Origin of the sequence: Vibrio sp. 1159, from assembly GCF_033340395.1 — a bacterium.
GTDB classification, from domain to species: domain Bacteria; phylum Pseudomonadota; class Gammaproteobacteria; order Enterobacterales; family Vibrionaceae; genus Vibrio; species Vibrio alginolyticus.
On sequence record NZ_JAWOWL010000077.1, the window covers coordinates 1 to 2,412 of the forward strand.

General features: G+C 40.1%; 2 protein-coding genes. One reads left to right on the top strand and one right to left on the bottom strand.

The window, feature by feature from the left end:
- Positions 1–457 precede the first annotated feature (457 nt).
- Positions 458–715: a helix-turn-helix domain-containing protein gene (locus R7127_RS25935; protein ID WP_152914265.1), complete on the bottom strand. Its 258-nt coding sequence runs from the start codon at positions 713–715 to the stop codon at positions 458–460.
- A gap of 576 nt (positions 716–1,291) precedes the next feature.
- Here R7127_RS25935 and R7127_RS25940 point away from each other — a divergent pair.
- Entirely contained in the window at positions 1,292–2,242 is a 951-nt protein-coding gene (locus tag R7127_RS25940) for a hypothetical protein (protein ID WP_253658260.1), read from the top strand.
- The last annotated feature ends 170 nt before the right edge of the window (positions 2,243–2,412 follow it).

Consider the following 2,412-nt stretch of genomic DNA (forward strand, 5'->3'; position numbering starts at 1 on the left):
TTAATATATTTAATAATCTTAATATAATTTCTTTTTTAATATAAAGTCGCTGACCAGCCAGCCGACTCGCCACACTTAAAAAAACGGCCCTTTTCATTCGTCTTTTGTCTTGAAGAACAGTACAAGAGTTGACCGTTCATCGCCATCCAAACTCTGCGAACAAGTTCGCCATTCTGGTAAAACCAAATAATTGCAAAGAGATACACCACTGCCAAGCCTAACAAACTCAGAACATGCCCCAAAGGGGCTGATTTGCTCTGGAGGTAAGAATGATTGACAAGATTTAGGGTAAATAAAGAGTAGTGCACACCCAAAGAACTACGAAAGTGCATATCAAGCAGTGTTAATTTCGGTTTTTAGCCCGTTTCTCTTGTTTGGTAAACCAATACACCTTCAAATCAAGATCGTGGCAATACGAGCTAATTTTGAGTGATAAGACAAGAGAAAGAGAAATGTGTTAATCGTTCCAACCGTTGCGCTCACGAATAGCGTTTATCTTTGAACGGTAAGTGCCACGGTTCATTCCCAATAGTCTCGATGCTTTTGCTTGATTTCCACGAGTATGAACAAGGGTTTGCTCAAACAACTCATCCTTAACCATCGCTACTATCCAAGACATATCAGGCGTTGCGAAACGATCATGACGAGTTGGTTCAAGCTCTGCCTTGATGGACTCAATAATCAATTTCTTATCAAAAATGGTAGGGGTAGACATAATTTTTCTCTGGCTGGTAAAAAGGGGCACGGATTATCATAAATCGATAATCAATTGTCCAATCTTCTCCCCAAGACAACTCAACTGAATATCATCTTAACTGTCCACCTGTAGACCATCGACCAACAACACGTTATGAAACTGGTGAGCTGGCAAAACTCCCTACCATCTAAAAAGGGAGTATCTGAAACCGCTTAAATCACAGAACATTCAAATCAAAAGACCAAAAGCCATTGCAAGACAAGGGTTTATACTCCCACCACTGCGTGGGTGTATCGTATGAAACCTAATCAACGGTCACCGTTGACTTCTTACCAGTCGTTTAATGAAGTGCTATTGCAATATCTGAAAAGTGCGATACAACATAGAGATAAGCACTGGAAAAGGAGACGCTATGACGACACAAATCAAACACACAAATACACTGTTAAACCGTTCTATCAGACACTCAAACCCAGAAATTATTCTTCTCTCAATAGCCCCGAAGTGGACAAATAACCCCATCACTTTCACGCCCCACTCAAAAGAATCGTTATCAAAACTGATAACTTTTAAAAACTCGATTGGGGAGAATTAATGAGCAATAAATTCTTTCACTATTCAACGAATCAGGAGGTCGAACAATACCTGTCAGAATTGACGCAACAATGCGGATTTAAGCACAAAACCCAGCTAATCAATGCAATATTCAATGGCGAAGTGTTAACGATTCAGAGCGATGATTTAACGCTTCACAACAACCAATCAGCGCTGTTTAAACGAAACGCACAGCAATTGCTGGATTTAGATACACTGTTACGAGTACACCTGCCTGATACAAATCCTATTGATTTTGACATAAGCCAGTATCAGAGCATTGAAGATAAAATTGCAGCAGCAGAACAACTCACCATTAAGAACCGCCAGTTTTTACCTACGTATCTGCATATTTTGCAAGTGCTGCTACTGGTGTTTGACTTCGAGATAGCACAGCCAAAGATCGAACAATTAGGTGATGATGAAGAGTTTATACAGGAGCATAAGGCGAAGCTAAAGTCATTGGCTCAATCAAGCAGTGCAAAATCGAAAAGACGGATTGCCGTGAGCAATCAAGTGAGATTTGAAAAGACAATGGCTCAGTTTACAACTAAGCCATTAACCAAAGCGCAAGAGGAAGCGTTATCTGTAATTAACATCGCCAAATTGCAACTAAAAGACATCGCTCTTTCAACACAAGTCAAAACAGCTTTACTACAAGATTTTGACCGAGCGAAGCAAAGGTTAACCGCTACTCAAAAGCCACTTTCTCAACTTAACAAGCTACTATTACTGTTAGGCAAAGCCAAGTTTCAGCGACTGACCATCACTGAGCAGAACAAGCAAACCATTGAAGTAATGACAAAAGGACTGAATGAATTAAACCAGCACATCAAAGCATGTCATCAAGCTCAAATTAATACTGCCTTAACCGTTAAGCAGAAGATGGTTGAGATTGTAGAGCTGGAGATACAGTTAAAACACTGTGTTGCAAAAACAGAGAAAGAATAAGCACTATACTGCAGGGAAGTAGTGCTCATCAGGCGACTCCCTTCGCATTGATTACGGCTCGTTGAGGCGAGCTACCTAATAACAACTGTAGTCAGCAATTTCGAGTAGATCAAAAAATTAACCAGATATTAAAAGTACAATAACTCAGGAATCGAGCTTAGCAGCCATCT

What these genes read in the sequence shown, in the direction of transcription:
- R7127_RS25935 (WP_152914265.1), bottom strand. Translation starts at nt 715, where the DNA reads ATGTCTACCCCTACCATTTTTGATAAGAAATTGATTATTGAGTCCATC.
- R7127_RS25940 (WP_253658260.1), top strand. Translation starts at nt 1,292, where the DNA reads ATGAGCAATAAATTCTTTCACTATTCAACGAATCAGGAGGTCGAACAA.